This is a genomic window from Butyricimonas sp. Marseille-P3923, from assembly GCF_900184685.1.
Lineage (GTDB): Bacteria > Bacteroidota > Bacteroidia > Bacteroidales > Marinifilaceae > Butyricimonas > Butyricimonas muris.
Genome location: NZ_FXXL01000007.1, coordinates 1,362,696 through 1,386,082, shown reverse-complemented (window position 1 = coordinate 1,386,082; position 23,387 = coordinate 1,362,696). Strand labels below are relative to the sequence as shown.

The 23,387-nt window shown below is 45.2% G+C and carries 16 protein-coding genes; all 16 read left to right on the top strand.

Annotated features, from left to right (window positions below):
• Positions 1-22: 22 nt before the first annotated feature.
• The 16 genes from CS948_RS17255 to CS948_RS17180 all read left to right on the top strand — a co-directional run bounded on the left by CS948_RS17255 (position 23) and on the right by CS948_RS17180 (position 23,378).
• Entirely contained in the window at positions 23-1,288 is a 1,266-nt protein-coding gene (locus tag CS948_RS17255; protein ID WP_099294649.1) for a TolC family protein, read from the top strand.
• Between the two features lie 220 nt (positions 1,289-1,508).
• Positions 1,509-3,296: an arginine--tRNA ligase gene (gene argS, locus CS948_RS17250; protein WP_099293089.1), complete on the top strand. Its 1,788-nt coding sequence runs from the start codon at positions 1,509-1,511 to the stop codon at positions 3,294-3,296.
• A gap of 49 nt (positions 3,297-3,345) precedes the next feature.
• A complete protein-coding gene (locus tag CS948_RS17245; RefSeq protein ID WP_099293087.1) occupies positions 3,346-3,849 on the top strand; it encodes a flavin reductase family protein in 504 nt (167 codons plus the stop codon).
• Between the two features lie 3 nt (positions 3,850-3,852).
• On the top strand, positions 3,853-4,704 hold the full coding sequence (locus tag CS948_RS17240; protein WP_099293085.1) for a histidinol-phosphatase: 852 nt from the start codon (positions 3,853-3,855) through the stop codon (positions 4,702-4,704).
• A 3-nt stretch (positions 4,705-4,707) separates the two neighbouring features.
• Positions 4,708-5,715: a hypothetical protein gene (locus CS948_RS17235; protein ID WP_099293083.1), complete on the top strand. Its 1,008-nt coding sequence runs from the start codon at positions 4,708-4,710 to the stop codon at positions 5,713-5,715.
• Positions 5,716-5,746: 31 nt separating this feature from the next.
• A complete protein-coding gene (locus CS948_RS17230; protein ID WP_099293081.1) occupies positions 5,747-6,745 on the top strand; it encodes an FKBP-type peptidyl-prolyl cis-trans isomerase in 999 nt (332 codons plus the stop codon).
• A gap of 10 nt (positions 6,746-6,755) precedes the next feature.
• Positions 6,756-7,529, top strand: a complete 774-nt coding sequence (locus tag CS948_RS17225; RefSeq protein ID WP_099293079.1) for an inositol monophosphatase family protein — start codon at positions 6,756-6,758, stop codon at positions 7,527-7,529.
• Between the two features lie 130 nt (positions 7,530-7,659).
• The gene (locus CS948_RS17220) at positions 7,660-8,229 is read left to right on the top strand and encodes an RNA polymerase sigma factor (protein WP_099293077.1); all 570 of its coding nucleotides are present in this window, start codon (positions 7,660-7,662) and stop codon (positions 8,227-8,229) included.
• Positions 8,230-8,318: 89 nt separating this feature from the next.
• Positions 8,319-9,449 carry a FecR family protein gene (locus CS948_RS17215; RefSeq protein ID WP_099293075.1) on the top strand — a complete coding sequence of 377 codons (1,131 nt, stop codon included), beginning with the start codon at positions 8,319-8,321 and terminating at the stop codon, positions 9,447-9,449.
• Between the two features lie 141 nt (positions 9,450-9,590).
• Positions 9,591-13,172: a SusC/RagA family TonB-linked outer membrane protein gene (locus CS948_RS17210; RefSeq protein WP_255302060.1), complete on the top strand. Its 3,582-nt coding sequence runs from the start codon at positions 9,591-9,593 to the stop codon at positions 13,170-13,172.
• A gap of 12 nt (positions 13,173-13,184) precedes the next feature.
• Positions 13,185-14,804, top strand: a complete 1,620-nt coding sequence (locus tag CS948_RS17205; protein ID WP_099293073.1) for a RagB/SusD family nutrient uptake outer membrane protein — start codon at positions 13,185-13,187, stop codon at positions 14,802-14,804.
• 15 nt (positions 14,805-14,819) lie between these two features.
• Positions 14,820-15,767: a hypothetical protein gene (locus tag CS948_RS17200; RefSeq protein ID WP_099293071.1), complete on the top strand. Its 948-nt coding sequence runs from the start codon at positions 14,820-14,822 to the stop codon at positions 15,765-15,767.
• Positions 15,768-15,903: 136 nt separating this feature from the next.
• Entirely contained in the window at positions 15,904-18,423 is a 2,520-nt protein-coding gene (locus CS948_RS17195) for a zinc-dependent metalloprotease (RefSeq protein ID WP_099293069.1), read from the top strand.
• A 25-nt stretch (positions 18,424-18,448) separates the two neighbouring features.
• Entirely contained in the window at positions 18,449-20,839 is a 2,391-nt protein-coding gene (locus tag CS948_RS17190; RefSeq protein WP_176555102.1) for a zinc-dependent metalloprotease, read from the top strand.
• A 27-nt stretch (positions 20,840-20,866) separates the two neighbouring features.
• Entirely contained in the window at positions 20,867-22,189 is a 1,323-nt protein-coding gene (locus CS948_RS17185; RefSeq protein ID WP_099293065.1) for a TlpA disulfide reductase family protein, read from the top strand.
• Between the two features lie 19 nt (positions 22,190-22,208).
• On the top strand, positions 22,209-23,378 hold the full coding sequence (locus tag CS948_RS17180) for a thioredoxin family protein (protein ID WP_099294646.1): 1,170 nt from the start codon (positions 22,209-22,211) through the stop codon (positions 23,376-23,378).
• Positions 23,379-23,387: the final 9 nt, after the last annotated feature.

Sequence of the window (23,387 nt, the reverse complement as noted above, 5' to 3'; positions counted from 1 at the left end):
GATGATTTTAGATTTTAGATTGATGAAAAAGATACTTTTAATAATAGGGGTTTTGCTGATACTGGCGGGTGCGGTGACGGGACAGACGTTGACCGTGGAGCAATACCGGGCGAAGGTGTTGGAGTATAATCAGGATATAAAACAGGCGAAGGAGGCGGTGAATGCTGCCATGTTTGCTTTGAAAGGGATTAAGACGGGATTCTTTCCCAAGTTACAGGTCGGGGGAAATTATTCGTATCAGATTGAAGACGTGGAGTTTATGCAGGGGGTGAATATGAAGCACGATAATTACACGGCGGAGGCTACGCTCTCGCAAAATGTGTATGCCGGAAGTGTGGTTCGGAAGCAGAAGGATGCGGCGGTTTTGCAGGAAGCGATAGCTCGTTTGGGCGAGGATTTGACCACGGATAATATTGTCTATGCTGCCGACGTGAATTACTGGACGGTGGCGGCGAACGAGAGCCAGTTTTATATAGCCCAAGAATTTGTGTTGATCGTGAACGAGTTGGACGGTATCGTGCAGAAGCGTTTTGACGAGGGGGCAATCAGTAAGACGGACTTGTTGATGGTGAAAACCCGTTTGAAGGAAGCCGAATTGCAATTGTCCACGGCGACGATGAATTACCGGATGGCGATGCAATCTTTGAAAATCATGATGGGTACGCCGTTGGAGGAAAACGTGGTGCTTGTGGATTCTATCCAGAAGCCCGTGATTGTGCCTGCCTTACAACCGTTGGATGTCGCTTTGCAGCGTCGGGCGGATTACCAGATCGCGACACAGAATCTGACTTTGGCACAGCAGCAGACGAAAATCATTCGTTCAAAATATTTACCTCAGTTTGCCGTGGGGCTGAAAGAATCGTGGGGAACCCCCTTGATTAACGTGGACGGGAAAGAGAAATTCGCGACAACGGCTTTTGCCAAATTGAGTATGCCTGTCTTTAATTGGGGTGAAAAGCGTCAATATGTTCGTCAAAATAAAGCCGTGGAAACGAGCAAGGAATTGGAGATAAGTAAGATGCAGGATCAGGTGAAGCAGGAGTTGGCTAACGCGTGGGTGAAGCTCAACGAAACGTGGAAACGAGTGGAAATTGCCAATTCCACGCTGGAAATAGCCAAGGAGAATCTGAAATTGAACACGTTCAGTTATAACGAGGGGAAATTGCCGATATTGGATGTACTTTCTTCTCAAGCCACGTGGTTGCAGGCGTACACGAGTGTGGTTGCGGCAAATTACCAGTATAAGGTGGCTTATGCGGAGTACGTGAAGATATTGGGAGGGGAGTGATTTATGATTTATGATTTATGATTTACGATTTATGATTTGGTGATTCGGGGATTATTGATTTTGCGGACTTAAGGAATTGGGGCGTGTTTTGGCACGCCTCGATTCGTTTTGTAAAAATGTATAATAAGCGGGTAAATTTTCAAGTTTTTACGGGTATTTCTTCCAATAAATTGTATTTTTGCAGACTAATGGATATTAGTATTTAAAAGATTAGAGCGATATGACGATAGAGAAGATGCTTACTCAGCAAGTGCTGGAAGCCGTAAAGGCTTGTTACGGGGTTGAATTAACAGAAAAGGACGTTCAATTGCAGGAAACCCGCAAGGAGTTTGCCGGAGATTTGACGGTTGTTGTTTTTCCGTTTACCCGATATTCCAGAAAGTCGCCGGAAGAGACGGCGAAAGAGTTGGGAGAGTATTTGAAACAAAATATTGAAGAGGTGGAAACCTACAACGTGATCAAGGGATTTCTGAACGTAGTGATTTCCGCCGCTTATTGGATTGAGGTGTTGAACGAGGTGGCACGGGAAGAGAAGTACGGGTACGCGAAAGAACCGAGCGGGAAAACGTACATGATAGAGTATTCTTCACCGAACACGAACAAGCCGTTGCATCTCGGGCATATCCGTAATAATTTCTTGGGTTGGTCGGTATCGGAGATACAGAAAGCGAACGGGCATCATGTGATTATGGTGAATCTGGTGAACGACCGCGGTATCCATATCTGCAAGAGTATGATTGCTTGGGAGAAGTTCGCCAATGGTGCTACCCCGGAAAGCACGGGAACGAAAGGCGACCATTTCGTGGGGGATTATTACGTGCGTTTTGATAAAGAATATAAAGCCCAGACGAAGGAATTGATGGAGAAGGGCATGACGGAGGAAGAGGCAAAGAAGCAAGCCCCGATATTGCTGGAAGCGCAGGAGATGTTGCGTAAATGGGAAGCCGGGGACGAGAAAACGGTTGCCTTGTGGCGGAAGATGAATGACTGGGTGCTGAAAGGATTCGAGGAAACTTACAAGATGATGGGTATCACGTTCGATAAGGTGTATTTTGAATCGGAGACCTACAAGAAAGGGCGTGATCTCGTGTTGAAAGGGCTTGCCGACGGCGTGCTTTACCGGAAGGACACGGGTAGCGTGTGGGCGGACTTGACGGGTGACGGGTTGGACCATAAACTGTTGTTGCGTGACGACGGGACTTCCGTGTACATGACTCAAGATATCGGTACGGCTTACGACCGCTTCAACGAGTTTAACATGGACCAAGAGATATACGTGGTGGGTAACGAGCAGAACTATCATTTTCAAGTGTTATCGTTGGTTTGCAAGAAACTCGGTTTCGACTGGGCGGATAAGATTAAGCATCTCTCTTACGGTATGGTGGAACTGCCGGAAGGTAAGATGAAATCACGCGAGGGAACGGTGGTGGATGCCGATGACCTGATTGCCGAAATGATTCACACGGCACGGACGACTTCCGAGGAACTGGGAAAATTGGACGGCTACTCGGAAGAGGAGGCGGAAGACGTGTACCGTAAAGTGGCTCTCGGGGCGTTGAAATATTTTATCTTGAAAGTAGACCCGAAAAAGACCATGATGTTTAACCCGAAGGAATCTATAGATTTTAACGGGAACACGGGACCTTTTATCCAATATACTTATACGCGTATCCGGTCGGTATTGCGCAAGGCGGAGGAAGCCGGAATACAAATCGTACCGGGTGATATACATACCGGGTTGACGGAGAAGGAACAGAACTTGATTCGGTTTATCGCCAAGTTGCCCGCTGTGGTGAAAGAGGCGGGAGATAATTACAGTCCGGCTTTGCTTGGAAATTACGCTTACGATTTGGCGAAAGAATTTAATCAGTTCTACCACGATTATTCTATACTGAAAGAAGAGAACGAGCAGGTGCGGAACTTGCGTTTGTTGTTGGCTCAGCAGTGTAGCGTGGCTATCCGTAGCGCGATGGGAATGTTGGGGATTGAGATGCCGGAGAGGATGTAGACGGATTTTAGATTTACGATTTATGATTTAAGATTTACGATTTAAGATAATGGAGAAAATTGAGCCTAAAGATATAAACGAGAATGTAATCCGGTTAATCGGGGACGAGTGGATGCTGGTAACGGCAGGTGACCGGGAGAAGTTCAATATGATGACGGCGAGTTGGGGAAGCATGGGCTTTCTTTGGAATAAACCGGTGGTGATGGTGTTCGTGCGACCGCAGCGGTACACGTTCGAGTTCACGGAGAAACGCGATACATTCACGTTGTCGTTTTTTGACGAGAGGTATCGTCGGGCATTGAACGTGTGCGGTTCTGTTTCCGGTCGGGACACGGATAAGGTGAAGGAAAGCGGGTTGACACCTTATTTCACGGAAGCGGGGAATCCTGCTTTCGAGGAAGCATCTCTCGTGCTGGAGTGCCGGAAGTTGTATGCCGATTTCTTGAAGGAAGAGGCTTTCACGGAACGGAAGATCGCGGATGCCCAATACGGGCAAAAGGATTTCCACAAGATGTACGTGGCTGAAATTATTAATGCTTGGGTGAGGAAATAACGAATGGATTTATGTACATATCATAGTCATTGCACCTTTTGTGACGGTAAGGCTCCGGCGGAAGAGTTCGTGAAAGCGGCTATCGAAGCCGGGTTTCATAGTTATGGGGTATCTTCACATTCCCCGCTTCCGTTCGATACCCGGTGGTCGTTGAGTAAAGGAGATGTTGAGGCGTATTTGCAGGAAATGGAACGCTTGAAGAAACAATATGCCGGGCACATCGAATTGTACGTGGGGTTGGAGATTGATTACCTGAATGACGGCTGGGGACCCGCGAATGATTATTTCCAGCGGATGCCATTGGATTACCGTATCGGTTCCGTGCATTTGGTGACGAATGGGGAAACCGGTGAGATGATGGATATGGACGGTAGTTTCGATGATTTCCGGGAGAATTTCCGGAACGTCTATCACGATGACCTGAAACATCTCGTGCGGGATTATTTTCGTTCTTCAGCCCGTATGGTTGAACTGGGAGGTTTTGATTTCGTGGCGCACTTGGATAAGATTTCCATGAACGGTTTGTTGGTGGAGCCGATGCTCACGGAACAGGCGTGGTATAATGAATTGTTGAGGGAGTATTTGCAACTGATAGCCGAGAAAGGCGTTATGGTGGAAGTGAACACGAAAGCGTACACGAAAAAAGGATTGATGTTCCCGAATGTAAAATATTTCAAGTGGTTGAAGGAGTTGAATATTCCCGTGATGGTAAATTCGGATGCCCATTTGCCGCAATTGGTGAATGATAACCGGGAATTGGCATTCCGCTTGTTGCGGGATGCGGGAGTAAAGAGTACCATGCGCCTGCATCGCGGGGTATGGGAGGAAGTACCTATGTCGGAAATTAAAAATTGAAAGATGAATAAATGTCTGGTCATTTTAGGTTGTTTTTTGACCTTTGTGTTGTGTGGTTGTTCCGGGGAAGTAGAGGACGATTTGATAGATGTGTTGGCTAACGAGAAGCAAGCCATTCATGATTACCTGAATCAGCACGCAACCGGGGAGGTGCTGGCAATCCCTTATTACAGTCGTAAAGGGATGTTGATAGATTCTATTTTTATTTTTAATCATAACAGTAGCGGTGACGTGGCTAAGGATTCCGGATGGGTGGTGATGGATTATGACATGTATGATTTGAATGATAAGATATGGGATACCACGAATCCGGAAAAATGGAGTGAAGAGTTTACGCCGGGATATGCTTACGGCGGACCTGTGCTGCATCGGGTGGATACGGCGAGATATAATTTTTTAGGGGAGGCATTTCGGCATATCGGAGTGGGTGATGCCGGGGGTGAGGTGATTATCCCGTCGGTCTTGGGTGCGGTAGACGGGAGAACTTTGCGTTACAAGTTGACTTCTTATAATGTTTTCGATGATATCGCGGAGCATGAAAAAGAGTTGATGGATGCTTATATGGCTCCGTTTTCATCCGCCGACACTTTGCATGTTCTCCCGGGAGAGGTAAAATCGGATACGATTACCTATATTATATTTCTGGAAAGAGAGGGGGATACCCGGAAGTTGCAAACCGGGGATTCGGTTCTGCTGAATATGGTTTATGGGATACTGGATGAAAAAGGATTAAGTACTCGGACATTTAGGGCAATAAGAGAGGATACAACAAAGATATTGTTTAATGAACGGTGGCAAAGAGATATTCCCTCCGGGTTGACTAAAGGGTTGCAGCGATTGCAGCAAGGCGATTCGGCTCATATTCTTATCCCTTACGGGATGGCATACGGGGCAGCCGGGAGAACGCAGAGCGCACAAGGTGGTGGGAAGTATTATTTGGAACCTCCTTATTGTACATTGTGGTGTTGGGTAAGGGTAAAGGAGATATTCCCGCAAAATCAAGAAGAGTAGTATTTTTATAACAGCTAAATAAAAACGGAAAATGAAAAGAAATTATTGGATGATGATGCTTTGCTTGTTAGCAGGCGGTATTGCAGGTTGCTCGGATGATGACAAGGGACCGACTTGGAGAGAGCTTTTTGATGAGGAACGTGCCCTTGTACGAGAGTTCATGAAAGATAAGAGCCCGAGGGACTCCGTCGTGTTCGATGTGGAATTTGATAAGCAAAAGTTTCAGGATGTGGCTTACGTGTTTAATTATAGCACGGATGAAAGTAAAAAGCAACCACAGGATGGGCAATTTATTCTAGTGAATTATACTGATAGGACTTTAACCGGGAGTATTTTGGATGATACTAGAGTGTCGGTTATCGGGGGTGAAAAGATACAGAATCCGAAATATCCCATGGGAGGTCCCGTTTACGAGCAGGTCATCTCGGATAAGGAAGTTTATTCCCGTTTTTTCAAATATTTTCGGGAAGGAACATCCGGTTCTATCATTTTGTCAAGGTTACTTCGGGGAAGTTCCACTTACTTGTATCGCGAGTATAAAGTAGAGAAAATTATTGAAGGTAGTTTGTTGGATTATGAATACGAATTGATGGACAAGTTCTTAGAGGCGAAAGGTTTTGATAAAAAGAATTTGATTCAAGCTCCCTCGAAAGCAGAAAATGATACGATTACTCAAATTTTGAAATTCGAAGAAACAGATGGAGAGGCGATTTTAGCCACCGATAGTATTACGGTAAATTGTAATGGATACATTTTGGATGAATTCAGCGATAATTTTAACGAGAATAAACTTCGTGCAGTCTTGAAAATGGATAAGGAGGAGAAAGAAACATGGAAAGTTTCTGATTTGATAGAAGGATTGAGAGTCGGTTTGACTAAAATGCGCGTGGGTGAGAAAGCGTATATTCTTATACCTTCCGGTAGAGCGTACGGGAAAGGTATTTGGAATTACTATCAATACGTCATGCCGCCTTATGCAACTCTCGTGTACGAGATTGAGATTTTTGATAAAAAACCTAATGTCAAGTAGCGATTAGTCTATGGATATTTGTTTAGAAAGTACCTTGGAGCTTGCCGTGGCTTGGGCGAGAGAAGTGGGGGAAGTGCAACGTTCTAATTTCAGGAGTGGTCATTTGGATATAGAGACGAAATCGACTGTACATGATGTGGTGACGAAAGTGGATAAGCTAAGTGAATCCATGTTGCTGGAGCGTATCGGGAAGCATTTCCCGGAGCATAGTGTATTGGGAGAGGAGAGCGGTGAGCATGACTTGCATAGTGATTATCTGTGGGTGGTCGACCCTTTGGACGGAACGAATAATTATAGCCAAGGACTGCTCGTGTACACCGTTTCTATCGGCTTGCAATACAAGGGTGAAACGGTATTAGGTGTCGTTTATACTCCTTATACGGATGAGTTGTACACGGCTGTTCGGGGTAAAGGTGCTTTTCTGAATGGTAAACAGATTCATGTAGCTACTAAGACGGATTTGAATCAGAGTGTGTTAGCTACCGGGTTCCCGTATGATAAAGGGATAAATCCCGTTAATAATATTGATAATTTGAGCCGTATATTGCCGCATTTGCGAGGTATCCGGCGTATGGGTTCTGCCGCTTACGACCTTTGTAACGTGGCTGCCGGATTCTTGGACGGTTACTGGGAGCTCGGTCTGAAACTTTGGGATGTATGTGCCGGGGTTCTGATCGTACAGGAAGCCGGAGGAGTGGTAGAGCATTTCCGATACGATCGGGGAATAGCGATTATGACAGCGAATCCCAAGCTATTGGAAAAGATAAAAGATTATATACGATGAATGGGCTGTATAGCCCATTTTTCGTATATAATTTTTATAATACAATTATCTCAAGCGATTTAATTTTTTCCCTGATAAGATAGAAAGTCTTTTTTTATTGTATAACTTTGCAACAAAGGAGTATTCTTTTATGGGAATAGATGTAACGCAAATCTTACATGGGGTGAATGATAAGAACGAGAAAGCATGGAAAAGTGTTTTCACGTATTATTATGCTGCGTTATGTTCTTATGCGGACCGAATTATTCGGGATGCTGTTGTGGCGGAGGATTTGGTGCAGGAGGTTTTGATGAATGTCTGGAAAAGTGAGCGTAAATTCCCTCAAATAAATGATCTTACCTATTATCTTTATCGGTCGACTTACAATCAGGCGATGATGCATTTGCGCCGGGAGAAATTCCAAGAACGTTACGTGCAACAGGTCTTGCAGGAAGAAAGCGATTTCACGGATGAAGAATTTGCGGAAACGGTTCGGGAAGAGCTGGTACGGCAGCTTTATTTTTATATAGATGAACTTCCCGAGGAAAGAAGAAAAATAATCTTATTGAGTATAAAAGGATATTCCGGCAATCAAATTGCCGAAGAATTGGGTATTTCCATTAACACTATAAAGACTCAAAAGAATCGCGGATTCAAGTATTTACGGGAGAAGATGAAAGATTCCGCTCATTTGTTCTGGTTGACCGTATTCCTTTCTTGATAAAGAAATCATTTTTTTGAAAAATAATTCTCGTTTTTGTCACACCAAATGAAATGTCGTGCATTTTATGAGTGTAATTAGGAAATGAGATGAAAAGAGATTTAAATAAGATTGTGGCATTAATGCGTAAAGCGTATTCCGATACATTGCAGGATGAGGAACAGAAAGAGTTCGGGCAATTGATGGAGGATAAGGCTTTGCACGATGTCTATTCTGATGTGGAGGATGATGTTTATCTGGAAAAGCATTTCGCCCGTTACGAGCGTTTTTCTCCTGAAAAGGCCTACGAGATTTTCAAGAAGCAGCAACAGAAAAACAAGATAAGGATTATCTTGCGGCGGGTGGCTGTAGCGGCTTGTTTTATTTTACCGTTGTTGGGTGCCGGGATGTGGATGATGTGGCAAGAAGAAAAACAAGAGCAGCCGGTGGTATTGGCAAAGCGGGAGAACGTGCAGTTGAAATTGTCGGACGGGCGTGTCGTGGACGTTTTGCAAGGAAACGAGATTCAGGAAAAAGGCGGTTCAACGATTCGGATGGAGGAAGGTTTGCTCTCGTACAAGCAAGATTCTGTTCATGGTGATGAATTAGTATATAATGAATTAAATGTACCGCTAGGGGGAGAGTGTAACGTGATTTTGGATGACGGGACGCGAGTGTGGGTGAATGCCGGGAGTAAAATAAAATATCCGGTTCGTTTCGCGAAAGAGAAGAGAGTGGTGTCCGTGAAAGGGGAAGTTTATTTCGATGTAACGAAAGACGGGCGTCCCTTTGTTGTGGAAACGGAATTGGGAAAAGTTAACGTGTTGGGAACTTCTTTCGGGGTGAGGGCATACAATGATGAAGCGGTGTTGACGACCTTGGTTTCCGGGAAAGTGATGTTCACGAGCAAGCAAGGCAAAAGCGTGACCCTATTGCCGAGAGAACAAGCGGTGGCTTCCCCGGGGGGAGCGTTGAGCAAGCGGGAAGTGAACGTGGAGGAGTATGTCGGGTGGAAAGACGGCTGGTATATCTTCAAGGAGGAACGCCTTGAAGATGTGATGTGTACCTTGTCGAGGTGGTATGGTATTACGATTTTCTACCAGAATCCCAAGGTGAAAGAGATTCGGTTCACGGGTAATCTGAAACGGTATGATTCTATCATAACTTTCTTGGAGGTACTTGCCGCTTCGGAGGAGGTCAAATATAAAATAGATGGTGATGTAGTGTTCCTGTATGAATAAAAGAAAACACGGACAACAAATTTCCTAGGTCTGGAGTCCGTGCTCGATGTATTAATTTAAATACTTTACAAAGTTATGCAAAAAAACAAACGTTTTAGGTTTGGGGAGCTTTTTATGTACCAAAAAAAGATGTGGTGTATTATGAGATTAGCATGTATTCTAATTTTGGCGTTTAATTTGAGTGTTGCCGCTGCTGCATTTTCGCAGAGTAAGGTGTCACTGGAGTTGAAAGATGCGACTATGGAAGAGTTTATTGCCGCGATGAAAGAGCAGACCGGCACACAGTTTTTGTATAACTCTTCTTTGTTGAAAGTAAGTGAGTTGATCACGGTAAACGTGAAAGACGAAGATTTTAGAGCGGTTCTGGATAAAGTGTTGTCGCCGTTGAGGTTGACTTACAACGTTGTTAATGACGTGGTTGTAATCAAACGTTTGCCTTATGTGGCTCCCGACAAAACGTGGAAGCTGAAAGGGAAGGTGACGGATCAAGCGGGAGAAGCCCTACCCGGTGTTACGGTTCGTTTGAAGGGAACTACTATCGGGATATCGACGGATATCGACGGGGCTTTTACCATGGAGATGAAGAAGGATGTCGATACGTTGGTGGTTTCTTTCATTGGTATGAAGACTCAAGTCGTGCCGGTGAAGCGTGAGAAGACGGAATATGTGATTAAGCTGGAAGAGGATGTACAGGAGATGGACGAGGTGGTTGTGGTTTCAACCGGTTATCAGGATATTGACCGTCGTCGTTTGACGAGTGCCGTGACCACCTTGAAGATGGATGATATTAAGGTGGCGGGTATTGCTTCGATAGACAAGATGCTGGAGGGACACGTGCCGGGTATGATTTTCATGCAGAACTCCGGTCAGGCGGGGGCTGCCGCCCGAGTCAGAATCCGCGGTACTTCCACGGTGTTGGGTAATCAGGAACCGTTGTGGGTGTTGGACGGGGTGGTATTGGCTGATCCGGTGAACGTGGATCCGTCACAGTTGAACGACTTGGACTTCGTGAACTTGTTGGGGAACGCCATTTCCGGTTTAAACCCCGATGATATCGAGCAGATCGACGTGTTGAAAGATGCTGCTGCCACGGCTATTTACGGTACACGTGCCGCTAACGGTGTAATTGTGATTACGACGAAAAAAGGTAAAGTGGGACCTCCCTCTGTTACGTATTCTATTTCAGGAACTTTGAACCGTCGTCCCTATTATTCCGACCGGGAAATCAACTTGATGAACTCTCAAGAGCGTATTGATGTATCGCGGGAGATGTTCCACCGGGGAATGGAGTTTAAGAATGTTTCCAACTGGGTTGGGTACGAGGCGGCATATCTTGATTATAAAGCGGGAATACTATCGTTTGACCAATTCCAAGAAAAGGCGAATTATTACGAGCGGGTGAATACGGATTGGTTTGATATTTTGTGTGAAAACAGTTTTTCCAATAAACACACGTTGAGCGTGACGGGTGGTTCTCCGAATATTCGTTACTATGCTTCTGTCGGTTACAATGATGAGCGCGGGGTAATCAAAAAGGAAAAGAATCAGACTTACACGGCTAATTTGAAATTGAACGGGAATTTTGAGAAAGTGGATTTCCAGTTCGGTATCATCGGGAACGTGAATGAACGTAGATATACTCCCACGAGTGTAACTCAATACGCGTACGAAATGAGTCGTGCCATACCGGCTTACAATCCGGACGGGTCACGGTGGTTTTATATGAGAGGAGCAACTCGTGATCTTTCTTATCCTTTCAACATTGAAAATGAAATGGAAACTACCTACCAGACGATGAACACGCATTCCGTGACGTTCACGGGTAATTTGAAATACCGGGTTTTGCCTTATTTGAACGTGGAGGGAACAGCTTCTTACACTTTTGGACGTAATACACAGGAAACGGTGTACGAGGAAGATTCTTGGTATGTGGCAAAATTGCGTAAAAAGGGGAGTGATGATACATCTTCCGAATGTCCGCTAGGGGGAGAATTGAAGGAGAGTAGTACGGATAGCCGGAATTGGTTGGTGCGTTTGCAATTGAACTACAATCAGATGTTTAAGGATATCCATCAATTGAATGTTGCGTTGGGAGGGGAGATGTCTTCCAAACGGTATAATAGTTATGCGGCGACACACCGGGGATACTATCCGGAACGGGGGAAGACTTTTGCTTCCATTGATGGAACTTTCCTGTATAAATACGGTCAATATCGGGATTGGATGGCCAAGAATAAACCGTCGATTTCGGAAACGCTGACGAATTTAACTTCGGCTTATTTGGCGATTACCTATACGTATGATAATCGTTATACCTTGAATTTCAATACCCGTATAGACGGTTCTAACCAGTTTGGTAGCCGGAGTAACGAGAAGTTGTTGCCTATTTGGTCTATTTCTGGACGTTGGGATGTGAAAGAGGATTTGTTGAAAAACAGTAATGCCGTCAATCGTTTGGCTTTGAAGTTCTCTTACGGTCACCAAGGGAATATGTTGGATAACCAGACTTCCAAAATGATTATCGAGAAGGGAGATTTGAACAGTTGGTATAACGAGTTTTCATCCACGATAAAGTATTATCCTAATCCGGATTTGAAGTGGGAGTTGACTTCTTCTTACAATATTGATTTGGAATTCAGTTTGTGGAAGGATAAAATCAGCGGTTCTATCGGTTATTACTACAAGCGCACGAAAGATGCTTTCTTGAGTAAGAGTGTATCGGAAATCAACGGGGTATCGAGTTATGTGGTGAACAAGGGAGAGATTTCAAATCAAGGAGTGGAAGTGAGTTTGAGCTTTACCCCGATTAATCAGAAGGTGGATGCTTCCGGTAAGCGGGGATTCGTGTGGCGTTTTGACCCGCAGATTGGTCAGGTGGTAAATAGTTTAATCAGTAAGGCCATCAATAATAAGGACCGGACAGTGCAGGATAAAATCAAATTCTCGGACTATTTGAGGGGCTCGGTCGAATTGAAAGGCAAGCCGTTGCAGACCTTTTACTCCTATCGTTTCAAAGGTTTGAGTTCGGTGGACGGTCGTCCGATTTTCTATGGTACGGAGGAAGAACAAGCTGATGCGTTGTACGAGAAATATTGCAATATGACGGACGAAGAGGTTTGGGATGCAGTATTGGTGGAATCGGGAACTCGTGTGCCCACGTTGCAGGGGGGTATCAACAACTATTTCGGTTATCGCCAGTTCGGTCTTTCCATGAATTTCGCGTATAGTTTTGGAAATAAGGTGCGTTTGTTGAAATTGTGTGAAGAGAATAATATCACTCCTTATCCGGAACGGAATATGCGCAAAGAGTTTGTGAATCGTTGGCAGCGTCCGGGGGACGAGAACAAGACCAATATTCCGGGGGTGAAGGTTTCCGAGGCTGTGGATCTGCCGTGGTGGGGACAAAGCAAATACACCAGTAGCGGTAAGATGACTAGGTTTGCCGATAATGACATTTACGCTATGTATGACTTGTCTGATTTACGCGTGGTGAGCGGTAACTATTTGAAATTGCAATCCGTGACATTCCGTTACAATGTGCATGATAAATTTTGCAAAAAATTGGGAATCAATTCGGCTTACTTGAGCTTGACGGGAACCAACTTGTTCACGATCACCAATAAGAAATTGAAAGGGCAGGACGTGACTCAATCGGGTGCCGCTCCGACCATAAACATGTCTTTGCGCCCGAATTATTCGTTTACGTTAAATGTAACATTTTAAATGCAGTAGGATATGAAGAGTAGAATATTATATATTTGTCTGATGAGCTGCTTGCCGGTATTGTTTACCGCTTGCGGGGATTTCCTTGAGGAGAAGTCGCAGAATCTTGCCTACGTGGAGAAAGTGGCGGATTTGAACGAGTTGTTGATTGGTGAAGGATATTTAAGTGGAGGAAATTCAATAGATACTTTGAATGCCGGTACCGTGAACAAGTGGGGTAGTATATGGAATATGAATGCGGTAACGGGTAAAATGCCTGTAAATAATTTCCCTTATATTCATTTGATGGATGATGATGCGACCGAATATTTGCTCTGTGAAAAAAGCATCGCTAACACGGAAAAGAATTATATTCGCAAGAAAGCCGTTAATTTGCATCATTGGCAGCCGGATCCTTTTTATGATTCGGAAAATGCGGAGATTAATGATGGGAATTGGCAGAATATGTGGAAACGTATTGCTGCGATGAATTCTGTTATCTATCAAGTCAATGAAATGCGCGGTAAGGAAGATGATAAAGTGTTGTGTAATAAGGTTGAAGGGGAAGCTCATTTTTTACGTGCGCAGTACTATTTCTATATGGCGAATTTATACGGCAAGCCTTACCGAAAGGCATCTGCTTCTACTGATCCGTGTATTCCTTTGAAGATATCGGAAGAAATTGAGGATAAATATTTTAGCCGGGCAACGTGTGAGGAGGTATATCGTCAAATCGTGAAAGATTTGGAACAAGCTACCGTGTTGCTTCGGGGAATAGAACAAACGACCAAGTACCGGACAAACCAGACAGCCGCTTTCGCTTTGTTGAGTCGCGTACATCTTTTTATGGAGAATTACGAGGCTGCCATTGCGGTTGCCGATAGCGTTATCGGGAATCCGGATTATTATCTGCGGGATTTGAAGGCTTACCAGCGCGGTAGTGCCGTGTACGTGACTTCCCCCGAGGTGATTTTCACGCATGGACTGAATATCATGGCAGTGATTCATGCTCCGGTTGTGGTGTCTGGTAGTGGTGTGAATCAACAACGAATAAGTTCTGGTTACACGACTTCGGAAGATTTGTTGGCTTGTTATGGTGAGAATGATAATGATATGCGTTTGAAAGCGTTTTTCATCGAGCGTCCGGCACCCGGAAACGGTTGGCGATGCGTGAAAACTCAATTTAATGCGGAAGAGGTTTCCGATATTATGGCTATTCGCGTGCCGGAGGTTTACTTGAACAAGGCGGAGGCATTGGCTTTGTTGGGGCGTGATGCAGAGGCTATCGAAGTGTTGAATGAATTGAGAGAGAAACGTTTGAAAGTGGCGGGAGCGGTAACGGAAAGCGGTGAAAGGTTGGTAAACTTTATCCGTGATGAGCGCAGACGGGAATTGTGTTTCGAGGGACACCGCTGGTTTGATTTGCGCCGTTATGCCGTGAATAGTGTGTATCCTTACGAGAAGGAGATTCGCCATATTTCTTACGATTTTCTGGAAGGAAGCGGTGTATACCGGGTGGGTACTTACGTGTTGAAGCCTTATTCTCAGGATGCTGCTGCTTATATGTTGCCTATCCCGAGATACGCTATCGAGTTCAACGAGGGAACGTTGACTAACGAGGTACGTCCTTCAAGAGAAATAGTTGTAGAATAATAAAATTGTACGGAGATGAGAAAATATATATGGCTTATAGGTTTGTTTGCCTTGTTGGCATGGGCTTGCGGGGACAATGATGATGATTTTAAACCTTTCGGGGGCGAGCGCAATTGGCTTGTGGTGGAGGATAGCGATGACCCGATCGACGCTCAGCGGTATAGGATATTCCGGAATACCGGAGTTCCCGTGTATTACAATGACACGATTGGTAGCGAAATGCGTTATACTTTGGCAACGGGAGAACCTTACACCTATTACGAGGTATTGCAGGTATTTTACAGTCCGGGTAGTGTGACTCCCGGTAAATTGCAGGCAAACTATACCTTGGTGCGTGATCGGGATAAGGTGAAACCTGTTCTGGATTTTTTGGAAACCGATGCTTTGCCCCGGGTTCCGGAGTCGGTGTACGTGCCGAGTATTCTTTTGGTGGATTCATTGAAAACGCCCTCGGGAGATACGATTGCTTACAAGGGATTGAATACAATCGTGTTGAGTAAGGTGAAGGATTTCGATAAAGTGGACCAAAAGTTGTACCGGGGAGTTTTCCTTGCAACTTTGGTGGCAAATACGCTGGCCATTTCCGATGGCGAGTGGCTGGAAGATTATTTTTACGCGATAACTTATCGGGTAAATCCGGGAAATAAGAGTAAAATGTATTCAACGGGGACGACTTCGATTGGAACTTATGTATATACTGCCTATTCGGGACTTACCGTTCCCGCTGCCGAGCAGACGTTGGGGGGACTGGGTTTTGTCGGGACTTATACGAAACCGACCGGAACTTCAGAAAGAATGTGGCAAATACCGAGTAAGAGCCAAGACGTAAGGCAATATTGTATAGAGATATTTGCCAGTACGGAAGCTGAATTTATTGCAAAACATGGTCAGTATCCGGTGGTGATGGAGAAATACGAGGTGATGAAGCGGAAATTGGAAACATACGGTTTTACGTTCGAATAATCTTTGAGTTTATAGTTATAGAGTGTTTTTAGTTTATAAGGTTTATAGAGTGCGTGTAAAAATGCACTTTATACTCCTTATGTCTTTCAAAAACATGAGATTTGATTGTATATGTGTTTGTAAATCAATGTAATGTATGAAAAGTATGAGTATTAGTATGAGATTTTTAGCGTTATTGCTCTGTCTTGTGATGGTGGGACAGGTATCGGAAGGCGCAGAGCGGAAAAAAGACAAGAATAAAAAGGGGCAGCCTGTTGCTGCTGTCGACAGCACGAAGGTGAAACCCAAAGGCATTCCGGCTATCAAAGATTTTATCAAAGCCAATGCCGTGAAGCATGCGGGAATGTTCAACGTGTACGAGCAAGCAGACCGTTACTTCATGGAGATTCCGGACGAATTACTGGGACGGGATGTATTCGTGTTTGTTTCCTTGATTAAAGGCTCCGCTAAAGCACAAAGAAGTAACATGGATATGATGGGATATGGTGGTGATGCGTTATACAGCAAAGTTATCCGTTTTGAAAAAGGACCGAAAGACAGAATGTATCTGCACGAGCCTCTGTTCACAACCGTGATGCCGGATACCGCGAATGCCTTGTACGGGGCTATTGAGGCTTCCAATTTGATGCCGATTGTAAACGGGTTGGATATAAAGGCTAAATCGGAAAACTCTTCTTTGATTGATATCACGGATCTGTACAAGTCCGATCACTATTATTTCTCGTTGAAAGGTGCTGCCGAGATGTTGAATTTGGGAGCTTATCAGGCAGACCAGTCATACACGACTACAATCAGCAGCTACCCGAATAACATCATATTCCGTTCCGTGCGGAGTTACGCCCCGGGGAAGGCGCCGAAAGTGCGTCCGGGAATGCAGGCTCCGAAAATGGATCCGACCACGTGGGAAATGGCGGCTTCGTGGTATTTGTTGCCGGAGGAGCCGATGCGGCCCCGTTATTTCGATAACCGGGTAGGATATTTTGCTTATCCCATGATGGATTATGCGAAAAATCCGTTAAAGGCGGAAGTCATCGGAATGGTAAGCCGTTGGAGATTGGAGCCGAAACCGGAAGACATGAAAAAGTATGAGGCGGGAGAGCTGGTGGAACCGGCGAAACCGATAGTGTTCTACGTGGATTACAATACGCCGAAGTATCTGCAACCTTACGTGATTGCCGCTGTAAATGAATGGCAACCCGTGTTCGAGAAAGTAGGTTTCAAAAATGCTATTGTGGGTAAAATGATGCCGCGCCCGGAGGAAGATTCTACCTTCTCGCCGGAGGACGCCCGTTATTCTATTATATCTTACAAGGCTTCCCCGATTCCGAATGCTTACGGTCCGCACGTTGCCGATCCTCGTTCCGGGGAGATTATCTGTTCACACGTAGGATTGTTCCACAATGTATTGAGTTTGGCTCAAACTTGGTATTTCGCTCAAACGGCAGGTGTGAACCCGTTGGCACGTAAGTTCCCGTATGACGAGGAATTGATGGGTACGCTGGTGCAATACATCGTGGTTCACGAGATTGGGCATACGTTAGGATTGCGCCACAATTTTGCCGGTAGCTGGGTGTATTCACTGGATGAGATCCGCGACCGGGAGTTCGTGAAGAAGCATGGTCATGGTTCCTCGGTGATGGACTATATGCGTTTCAATTATGCTGCGCAACCGGAAGATAATATCGATCCGGAGGATTTAATCCCGAGAATCGGTGAGTATGACGAATTCGCTATTGATTGGGGGTATCGCTATTTCCCGCGATTCAAAACGGTAAAGGAAGAGGAGAAATATTTGAAGGATTGGGTGACCGCACAACGGGAAGCCAACCCGAGATTGTTGTTCGGTACGGAAATCGACCGGGAAGACCCGCGCCTGCAAGCGGAGGATTTGAGTGATAACACGATTCAAGCCAATATTCTTGGAATCAAGAATTTGAAATACATCATGAAACATATCGAAGAGTGGACTGCCGCTGCCGACGACGAGGATTACTCCGTGCTGAAAAGCCAGTATAAGGCGGTGGTAAGGCAATACGGAATGTTTATGATGCATGCCGTGAAATACATGGGCGGGCGTTACCAAGATGCAGCCTTACGTTCCGAAAAATTGCACACCTACACTCCGGTGCCGAAGGAAACACAACAGGAGGCGATGAAGTTCTTGAAGGACTATTACTTCACGAATCAGGCTTGGTTGTTTGATAATCATGTCGGAACGGTGACTTCTGTCGGTGGGGATGTTTATAAAGAACGGTTGTTGCAATTTATGATCGGTTCTTTGCTTGCGCAAGGTCCTAATTTCTTGAAACACGAGGGGTTGATTGGTGATAAGGCTTATACCTTGAAAAATATGGCAGATGACTTGTATGATGCCGTTTGGAACGATTTATACACCTCTAAATCTACCTTGGGAACTTTCGAGCGGATGAAACAGACGACTTATTTGACCACGATGTTCCAATTCTTGGATAAAGCCCCGTTGGAAAAACATCCGGAGCATATTGCGATTTTCGTTGCCCAATTGGATAAGATTTCCGCTCAAGCGAAGAAAAAATTAGCATCGGCGGGAGATGATTTGACGAAGAACCATTTGTCCGGAATTGTTCGGATGATTGATATGTGGTTGAAGGGTGAAAAAGATGCTTTGTTGAAATAAGTTGATGAATTTAAGAAAGAGTACGATGAATAGATTTTATTACATACTTCTGTTGCTTTGTTTGCCGTGGATGGCATTTGCCCAAGAGAAGGCTACACCGGCTCCGGCGGCTAAAAGCAAGGCACCCGTGACATACGAGGCTTTCTTCAAGAACGGGATGAGAAAGATAGAGGGTACGTTTCCTGTTTACCAGTCAGACAAGAAATGTTATCTGGAAATTCCTGCCGAATTGTTAGGGAAAGACTTGATGTCGAGCGGTATTATCTCGAAAGGTCCTTGGAATGGGACGGCATCTGCGAAAACGGATCTGCTAGTTTTCACCTTGGGGCGTAATGACCGCTTGGAGGTTCGGAAACAACTTTGTAGGGAACGCGCCGAGGGGGCGATGGCGGGAGCCGTGGAGGCGTCCGCTTTGGAACCGGTGGATTATTTTTATCCTATCGCTGCTTACGGTAAGGACAAGAAAAGTTATATCATTGATATTACCGCAGACGTCAATGCCACGGGCAAATTGTTCGCTTTTCCTAACTTGCAATGGGTAAACCGTCCCACAGCCGAACGTTCGGGATTGGATAGCGTGTACGTGATTGATAACGGTATGAAGTTCATGAGTTTGCATACGCAGACGGACTATATGCCTCCCATGATGCCCGGGCAAATGGGATATGACAAGCACAATTCCGTGATAATCGAGTGGACGTTGCAGGCGTTGCCCGAGCGTCAGGTGTGCGACCGGGAGGCAGATGCCCGTGTAGGGTATCTCTCTCTTTCTTTTAACGATTTTGATAGGAACCCGTATAAAGCGGAAGCGGTGTACGTTGTGCGTCGTTGGAATCTGGAAATCAGACCAGAAGACACGGAAAGATACAAACGGGGTGAATTGGTGGAACCGAAGATGCCGATTGCCGTTTATTTTGACCGTTCTGTTGACCCGGCTTCGCGGGTTGCCGTGGTTCGGGCTATTGAAGAGTGGAACGGTTGCTTCGAACAAGCAGGGTTCAAGAATGTGTTGCAAGTGAGAGAGGGAGGGCCGGAGGCTTATTTCGCTTATCATCAGATTAGTTTTTCGCGGGCATTGTTCACGAGAAAAGTAAATACGGTAACCAATCCTCGCACGGGAGAGATATTGTGTGCCAATATCAGTATCGGAAATTCTGATATACGGGATTATCTGTTGCGTGCTTTCGTCGGGTTGGGAGCGTATGAACCCGCCGTGTTCACGGATTCCTTGCCCGTGGTGCAGGGGGAGGTTGCTCGTTACGTGACTTCTAAATACTTGGGTGAAATATTGGGCTTGGTACCTAATATGGCAGGAAGCATGGCATACACGACAGCACAATTGCGGGATGCCGCTTGGGTGAAAGAACATGGTATTTCGGCTTCCGTGACCGATGGGTGCGGGGTGAATTATGCCGTGCAACCGGGGGATAATATTCCGTTGCGGGATTTGTTCTCCAAGGCTTCCGATTATGACCGTTGGGCTATTGAGTGGGGGTATCGTCAATATCCCGGCTTGGATGTCCAAGCGGAAAAGAAAGCATTGAAGGCTTTGGCGGGAAAGGCGAAAGATAACACTGCGTTGTGTTTTATGCCTGAAGGTCGGAAAGGTTATAAGACCAACAAGTTCGATTTGGCGCAGGATAAACTGGTGGCTGCCGAAATGGGTATCAAGAATCTGAAATTGCTGTTGCCTGCCATGGAAAGTATTGCGGAGCGTTTGGACAGAGATGATTCTTGGCAAACGTACGGTGACTTGACTATGATGATTTATGCGGCATACATGAATCATGTGGCGCTGGCATTGGATTATATCGGTAGTGTTACCCCGGAAGCTATCATTGCCGGGTATAACGAGCAACCGTTGAATTTTGCTTCCAAGGCACAGCAGGAGGAGGCGATGCGTTTTATCGGGAAATACGTGTTCGCGGGAGCTCCTGCATGGATGAACAATCCTTTGATGGAACAAGTGTCCGGGTTTACAGGAAGAGAACTGATGACGAATGTCTTGGAGAGGGTATTCGGTAAATTGAATAATCCCGAAGTACTCGCGTATTTGTTGTTGACCGAAAGAAAATTAGGTAACAAGGGATACACTTACGGGGACATGATGAACATGATTGACCGGGATGTATTTTTGAATTTCAGCGCGAGCAGGAAAGTGACTTCCTACGCGGCTTTAATGCAGACGGAATACTTGAAGAGCTTTATGAAGTTGTACACGGGAGCTAAGGTTGAAAAGTATCCGGGTGACCTTTCTTATTATTTGATAGAGAGAATGAGTCAATTGTTGAAATCAATAGAGCGATTGGGACGCACGCACGGTGATGCCGCTACCCGCCAACATTACCGTGGTTTGGGTATCTATTTGAAACGGGCGTTGTTGCCGAAAGAACAACCGGGAATACCGATGAAATAAGTTGTATTCTTTCTTAAATTGAAAGTTATGAAGAATATTATACTGACTTTATTTTTGGCGTTGTTTTTTATCGCTTGCACTAAGGATGAAAAGACAACGATTCGGTTCGATATCCGGGATTATGACGGGACTTACCCCCGGATTAATATTGGTTTTAAGTATCAAGAAATAAGAATTGATTCTGCCACCGGGAAAGGATTCATCGAGTTGGAGCTGCAAGAGCCTGCTTACGCGAAAATTACCGTGCGAAAACACGATTCGAAGTTGTGTTTTCTTGAGCCGGGAAAGGAATTGACCTTGACGTATAGCCAGAAAAAAGGAGAGAAAGAAATCGTGTACGGGGGAACCTTGGGCGAGGAAAATCAATTCTTGAATCAAGTGAAGTTTTATGACGGGGTGCGCGTTGATTATAAAAATCCCAATATACAGGTAATTGCCCGGAGAGCGGATTCGGTATTGGCTGTCAACAAAGCGAAACTGGAAAAAACGTCCTATTCAGCCACGTTTAAAGCGTGGGAAGGAAAGCGTTTGCAAGTGGAAACGTGGTTCCCCGTGTTGCGTATGCGGGAACTGGATACTGTCGTGTATTTGCAGACTATACGTCAATGTTTCGTGGAGGATTCGACTTATTTGTCTTTATCGAATTACCGGGAGTTCTTGGAGCAATATCTCCGGACATTAGTGCGGTTGGGGCACGGCACGAAGTCAACCTTGGAAGGGGAGGATTTGGCGGATGCCCGCTTGAAAATGATTTTCGATAATTTCCAAGAACCGGCTATCGTGGGCTACTTGGTGGATGCCACCTTGTTTCACTTTGCCGAGCGGGGTATCGAGCGTTATGAAAATATTTATAATCAACACGTGAAAGATGCGGCTCGTCTGGCACTTTATGCCGAGGCATGCAAGAAGGCAGACCGGATTGCTCCCGGGCAACCTTGTCCCGATTTCAGTTTCGCGGACAACACGGGGAAGACGGTGACTTTGGCTGACTTGAAAGGGAAATTCGTCTATATCGATATGTGGGCAACGTGGTGCGGACCGTGTAAAGGAGAGATGCCCAGCTTGTTGGAATTGGAGAAGCGTTTCGAGGGGAAAGATATTCTGTTCGTGAGTCTTTCCATCGACAAGAATAAAGATATTGAATTGTGGAAACAGACCATCGAGAAGATGGGATTGGGCGGTATCCAGTTGCACTTGGGGGAGAATTGGGATTGGTTGAAGATATTTATGCCGGCTTCGATGTCTGTACCCCGTTTCGTCTTGTTAGACCGGGAGGGGAAATTCATTGATGCCAATATGACTCGTCCTTCCGATAAAGCGACGGCAGAGAGATTGGAAGCATTATTATAAACCGATAAAATCAATGTATATGAAAAAGATTTTATGGATGCTGTTATTAACGGTAAGTTGCACGGGATTCGTTCGTGCGCAAGAGAGTGAAGGGATTCAATTTTTTCACGGGACTTGGGAAGAAGCCTTGCAACAGGCGAAGAAAGAGGGAAAGATGATATTCATCGATTGCTATGCCGATTGGTGTGGACCATGTGCCAATATGGTGAAGACCATTTTCCCCTTGAAAGAGGTGGGCGATTATTTCAATCGTCACTTTATCAATTTGAAATGTAACATGGAGAAAGGGGAAGAGGGTATAGCGTTGAAAAAACGTTTTGATGTGGTTTCCTATCCGACGTATCTGTTTATCACGAGTGATGGTTTTGTTGCCCAGAGAGGATTAGGATTTATGCAAGCGGATGCTTTTATCGCTTTCGCGAAAAAAGCTGTTGCTACCGGAAAGAACGGTAATGAAGAGCGTTTTGCCAAAGGAGAGCGGGACGAGATGTTCTTGAAAGGATATATAAACGAAATGCTCTCTTTGCATAATGCCGATGGTGTAGAAAGAGTGTTGAATACACTTTACGAGGAACAAGGAAGTAAAGTGCTGCGGGATAAAGATTATTGGGATGCTTTTGTTTGTTGTGCAGCGGATATCAATGCTCCTCTGTCACTCGCTTTCGTGAAAGAATACAAGAAATTATATAAGGTACATGGAGAATATGCGGTGCTTCAAAAAATCCGTAACCAATATGCGAGTATAAGTTGTGCGTTGACGCTGTACGATACTCAAGGGCGGAAAGAGGTGGTAAACGAGGAGAGAAAACAAGCCTATTTCGACCTGATGAAAGAACGTAAATTACCGGATTACAAAGTATTGCAACAGGAGGTGGATTATATCATCCTGCTTCGTGCCGGTAAATATGAAGAGGCTTACGCGTTGGGCGAGAAGAGTCTGGCTAAGGCGGATGCCCGTGAATTGTGTAATTGGGCGACCTTGGGCGAACGCATGGTACGGAAAAATAAAGCGATACGCGAGAAAATGGCCGTTTGGGTAAAGCGGGCTTTGGCATTACAACATAACGAGGAGATAGAGGAAGAGGGAAAAAACGTATTGCATGACTTGGAAACATCGGAGAATCCGTTCTATGGTGGGAAAGGAAGTAAAGGAAGAAGTACATTGCCCATACGGGGATATCGTCGATAGAATCTAAAA

Bases quoted from the DNA above. Each gene is read 5' to 3' on its own strand.
- CS948_RS17220 (WP_099293077.1), top strand. From the start codon at position 7,660: ATGGGAATAGATGTAACGCAAATCTTACATGGGGTGAATGATAAGAAC.
- CS948_RS17180 (WP_099294646.1), top strand. From the start codon at position 22,209: ATGAAAAAGATTTTATGGATGCTGTTATTAACGGTAAGTTGCACGGGA.
- CS948_RS17210 (WP_255302060.1), top strand. From the start codon at position 9,591: ATGAGATTAGCATGTATTCTAATTTTGGCGTTTAATTTGAGTGTTGCC.
- CS948_RS17245 (WP_099293087.1), top strand. From the start codon at position 3,346: ATGGAGAAAATTGAGCCTAAAGATATAAACGAGAATGTAATCCGGTTA.
- CS948_RS17235 (WP_099293083.1), top strand. From the start codon at position 4,708: ATGAATAAATGTCTGGTCATTTTAGGTTGTTTTTTGACCTTTGTGTTG.
- CS948_RS17190 (WP_176555102.1), top strand. From the start codon at position 18,449: ATGAATAGATTTTATTACATACTTCTGTTGCTTTGTTTGCCGTGGATG.
- CS948_RS17205 (WP_099293073.1), top strand. From the start codon at position 13,185: ATGAAGAGTAGAATATTATATATTTGTCTGATGAGCTGCTTGCCGGTA.
- CS948_RS17195 (WP_099293069.1), top strand. From the start codon at position 15,904: ATGAAAAGTATGAGTATTAGTATGAGATTTTTAGCGTTATTGCTCTGT.
- CS948_RS17225 (WP_099293079.1), top strand. From the start codon at position 6,756: ATGGATATTTGTTTAGAAAGTACCTTGGAGCTTGCCGTGGCTTGGGCG.
- CS948_RS17255 (WP_099294649.1), top strand. From the start codon at position 23: ATGAAAAAGATACTTTTAATAATAGGGGTTTTGCTGATACTGGCGGGT.
- argS (WP_099293089.1), top strand. From the start codon at position 1,509: ATGACGATAGAGAAGATGCTTACTCAGCAAGTGCTGGAAGCCGTAAAG.
- CS948_RS17200 (WP_099293071.1), top strand. From the start codon at position 14,820: ATGAGAAAATATATATGGCTTATAGGTTTGTTTGCCTTGTTGGCATGG.
- CS948_RS17230 (WP_099293081.1), top strand. From the start codon at position 5,747: ATGAAAAGAAATTATTGGATGATGATGCTTTGCTTGTTAGCAGGCGGT.
- CS948_RS17185 (WP_099293065.1), top strand. From the start codon at position 20,867: ATGAAGAATATTATACTGACTTTATTTTTGGCGTTGTTTTTTATCGCT.
- CS948_RS17215 (WP_099293075.1), top strand. From the start codon at position 8,319: ATGAAAAGAGATTTAAATAAGATTGTGGCATTAATGCGTAAAGCGTAT.
- CS948_RS17240 (WP_099293085.1), top strand. From the start codon at position 3,853: ATGGATTTATGTACATATCATAGTCATTGCACCTTTTGTGACGGTAAG.